The sequence below is a fragment of the Rhizobacter sp. genome (assembly GCF_031412075.1).
Lineage (GTDB): Bacteria > Pseudomonadota > Gammaproteobacteria > Burkholderiales > Burkholderiaceae_C > Rhizobacter.
In genome coordinates, this window is the sequence record NZ_JANOCG010000193.1 from 1 (window position 1) to 2639 (window position 2639).

Consider the following 2639-nt stretch of genomic DNA (forward strand, 5'->3'; position numbering starts at 1 on the left):
CATCCTCACCTCCAACCCCTACCGCACAGAAGACGGCGAGCGGCGTGGCGGCACCGTCGGTTTCGCGCTGCCCGGCGTGGGCCTGCGGGTGCGAGACGACACAGGCCAGCCCTGCCCCGCCGGAGAGGTGGGCGGCATCCAGGTCAACGGACCCAACGTGTTTGCCGGCTACTGGCGCATGCCCGACAAGACGAAAGAAGAGTTCACCGCCGATGGCTGGTTCAAGACCGGCGACGTGGGCCGCGTCGACGACCAGGGTTACGTGACCATCGTCGGGCGCAGCAAAGACCTCATCATCTCGGGCGGCTACAACGTCTACCCGGCCGAGATCGAAGGCTTCATCAACGAGATGCCCGGCGTGGCCGAAAGCGCGGTGATCGGCGTGCCCCACCCTGACTTCGGCGAAGCCGGCGTGGCCGTGGTGGTGGCCAAACCCGGCTCCCACCTCAACGACGCGGCCATCGTGCAAAGCCTGAAGAACCGCATCGCCAACTTCAAGGTGCCCAAGCGCGTCTACGTGGTGAGCGAGCTGCCCCGCAATGCCATGGGCAAGGTGCTGAAGAACCAGCTGCGCGAGCAGCACATGGCGCTCTTCGACAAGGGCTGAGAGCCTGAGAGTTTTACGATCCCCCTCCCCGTTCGGGCTGAGCCTGTCGAAGCCAGCGGCGTGCACAGGGGCCCTTCGACGGGCTCAGGGCGAACGGTAGCTCCGGCGGGAAGGGCATCGTTGGTGGCAGGCCACTGCTGGTAAGCAGACGCATCCTGGAGCGCGGGGGGCCACCTGGGGCAATGGGCCACGCGCTGCCAAACATCGCACGCGCAGCCGGAGCTCTTTCACTCACGCCCGGCCATGGGCGCGTGCCCTGGTTACACAAGGCGTAACAACCTCGTGCCCCCACGAGAGAGGCAACGCGATGAAATGCAAAGTCCGCAAATTCCGCGGCGCGCGCCTTTCACGCCATGAACCTTCTCGAACGCATTCCCACCCGCTGGCTTCTGACCGGAGCCGCGCTGGCCTGCCTGGCGCTGTGGGCAGCACCCAGCGTGGCGCAGACCTCGGGTGACCCGATTGTGGGCAAGCGCCTGTTCGAAGACACGTCCAACGAATCGGGTATCGGGGCACTGGGAAACTGCACCAACTGCCACAACGCTCAAGATCGGCGCAACCGCATCGCCACGGGCAGCACGGCGTCGACGCCCATCTTCACCGCTGTCACCTTTGATCGGGCCTTGTCACGCTTTGGCGCGGCCATCGGCGGAAACTTTGGCGGGGTCATGGGTCAGTACAACCAGCTGAGCCCTGAACAACGCGGCAACATCGCGGCCTACCTCGCCGACACGCCCAAGACCAGCGCGGCTCAGCTCAGCTTCACGGCCACGGCCATCAACACCAACACGCTGTCGCAGTCGGTGGATCTCAACAACTCCATCACCACCGGCACGTTGACCATCACCGGCGTCACGATCACCGGTTCTGGCGCGGCCCGGTTCACGTCCACGGCCGACACCTGCAACGCGCAGACCCTGGCCGCAAGCACCTTGCTCAACACCACCTCGTGCCGTGTCGACGTGCGCTTCTCGGCGCCCGACACCGCGGCCTACTCAGCCTCGTTGAACCTCTCGATGCGTGTGCAGGGCTCGGGAACCACCTTCACCCGCGCAGTGCCTCTCACCGGCCAGGTCGGCTCGACCACACCGCCACCCGCCAGCGGCGGTGGGGGTGGCGGCGACGACGGCGGTGGCGCCCTCGGCTGGGCCTGGCTCACGGGCCTGGGGCTCGCCACGGCCGTGCTGGCCCGACGTCGACGCAGCTGATGTGAACGCCGCCGACGCCAGCTGCCCGCGTTGCGGCGGCGCGTTCCACTGCGGCGTCAACGATCCCCTGCCCTGCGCCTGCGGGCAGTTCACGCTCTCACCTGCTTCCACACAAATGCTGCGCTCGCAATACGAACGCTGCGTGTGCATGACCTGCCTCGCCAAGCTGCAGCAGACCCCACCCGGCGCAGACGTGAAAAAGCCGGCTCAGCCCTGAGTCGGGGCTGAGCCGGCTGTCTGTCGAACCAGACGGGTCTCGTCTACTTCGACGCCGCCGAGGCCGCGGCTTCGGGCGAGACCTCGATACCGTGCTTTTCGCCACTCATATCGATGTCACCCCCTTTGCTGAGCACCCAGAGCGTCAGGGCTGCAAAGACCACGAACCCGAGGACAAGTTTCCACATGGATCAGTCCTTCGCGTAGATGTCGACGTCTTTGGTCTCTTTGACGAACATCATGCCGACCACGAAGGTGATGAGGGCAAAGATGATCGGATACCAGAGGCCGTTGTACATGTTGCCGGTCTGCGCCACGATCGCGAGCCCCGTGGCAGGCAGCAGCCCGCCGAACCAGCCGTTGCCGATGTGGTACGGCAAGCTCATCGAGGTGTAGCGGATGCGGGTCGGGAACATCTCCACCAGGATCGCGGCGATCGGACCATAAACCATGGTCACGTAGATCACGAGCAAGGTGAGGATGGCCACGACCAGTGGCTTGTTGATCTTGGCCGGGTCGGCCTTGGCCGGATAGCCGGCCTCCTTCAGCGCAGCGGCCACCGCACCCTTGAAGGCCGCGTCCTTCTTCTTCAACTCATCCGCCGGCAG

Annotated in this window: 5 protein-coding genes; 3 read left to right on the forward strand and 2 right to left on the reverse strand. The window is 65.6% G+C overall.

All coding sequences use genetic code 11. The annotated features are described in order from the left end of the window. The 3 genes from RMO40_RS06705 to RMO40_RS06715 all read left to right on the forward strand — a co-directional run. Positions 1-607 (forward strand): AMP-binding enzyme (locus RMO40_RS06705; protein ID WP_309718059.1); only part of this gene is annotated, 607 nt, incomplete at its 5' end. Between the two features lie 353 nt (positions 608-960). Continuing rightward, the gene (locus RMO40_RS06710; protein WP_309718061.1) at positions 961-1815 is read left to right on the forward strand and encodes a hypothetical protein; all 855 of its coding nucleotides are present in this window, start codon (positions 961-963) and stop codon (positions 1813-1815) included. Between the two features lies 1 nt (position 1816). After that, positions 1817-2032 (forward strand): cysteine-rich CWC family protein, encoded by a 216-nt coding sequence (locus RMO40_RS06715; protein WP_309718064.1) that lies wholly within the window; start codon positions 1817-1819, stop codon positions 2030-2032. Between the two features lie 43 nt (positions 2033-2075). Here RMO40_RS06715 and RMO40_RS06720 read toward each other — a convergent pair whose 3' ends face one another. Then, positions 2076-2219 (reverse strand): hypothetical protein, encoded by a 144-nt coding sequence (locus RMO40_RS06720; protein ID WP_309718067.1) that lies wholly within the window; start codon positions 2217-2219, stop codon positions 2076-2078. Between the two features lie 3 nt (positions 2220-2222). Next, a partial coding sequence (locus RMO40_RS06725; protein ID WP_309718070.1) for an MFS transporter occupies positions 2223-2639 on the reverse strand: 417 nt, incomplete at its 5' end.

Bases quoted from the DNA above. Each gene is read 5' to 3' on its own strand.
- RMO40_RS06710 (WP_309718061.1), top strand. From the start codon at position 961: ATGAACCTTCTCGAACGCATTCCCACCCGCTGGCTTCTGACCGGAGCC.
- RMO40_RS06720 (WP_309718067.1), bottom strand. From the start codon at position 2,219: ATGTGGAAACTTGTCCTCGGGTTCGTGGTCTTTGCAGCCCTGACGCTC.